Source organism: Blastopirellula marina, assembly GCF_002967715.1.
Lineage (GTDB): Bacteria > Planctomycetota > Planctomycetia > Pirellulales > Pirellulaceae > Bremerella > Bremerella marina_B.
This window is the reverse complement of the sequence record NZ_PUIA01000092.1, coordinates 1-508: the sequence shown is the minus strand read 5'-3', so window position 1 is coordinate 508 and position 508 is coordinate 1. Positions and strand designations below refer to the sequence as shown.

General features: G+C 58.1%; 1 protein-coding gene. It reads right to left on the bottom strand.

Annotated features, from left to right (window positions below; genetic code table 11):
• Window positions 1-239 precede the first annotated feature (239 nt).
• The coding region (locus C5Y96_RS27540; protein WP_409994438.1) for a hypothetical protein at window positions 240-508 on the bottom strand (269 nt) is incomplete at its 5' end.

Here is a 508-nt window from a genome sequence, read left to right as displayed (position 1 = left end):
AACCAGACCAGAATGATCAAGAAGGTGAAGTGGACGTACACGCCGATGCCGAACAGGGTGCCGATCCGTAACGACCATTTCATACTTCATGCGCCTTTTGAGTCCAGGTTGCGAAAACTAGTTGAATTGTAGAGCAGGAACGGGGCGGCGAACCAGATCGCGCATAAAAAACGCCGCACCCAAGTTTGGGCGCGGCATCTTGCTGAACTTCAGCTATATCAAATTGTTACGACGCGGAACTAGTCGGCGCCGATGGCGGCGCCAATGCCAGCACCAAGGCTGGCGCCGTCACGACCGCCGATCGCACCACCGATACCGGCGCCGATATCAGCGCCACGTTGGGCACCACGGTCGCCACCGTAGTAGCCACGGCCATTGCGACCGTCAAATCGGGGATCATAACCGCGGTTGTAGCCACGATCGTAGCGGGGATCGTACCCACGGTCGTAGCGGCTGTCGTACCGACCATCGTAGTAGTTGCCACGATAATAGGTGCGGTTCGGACCGC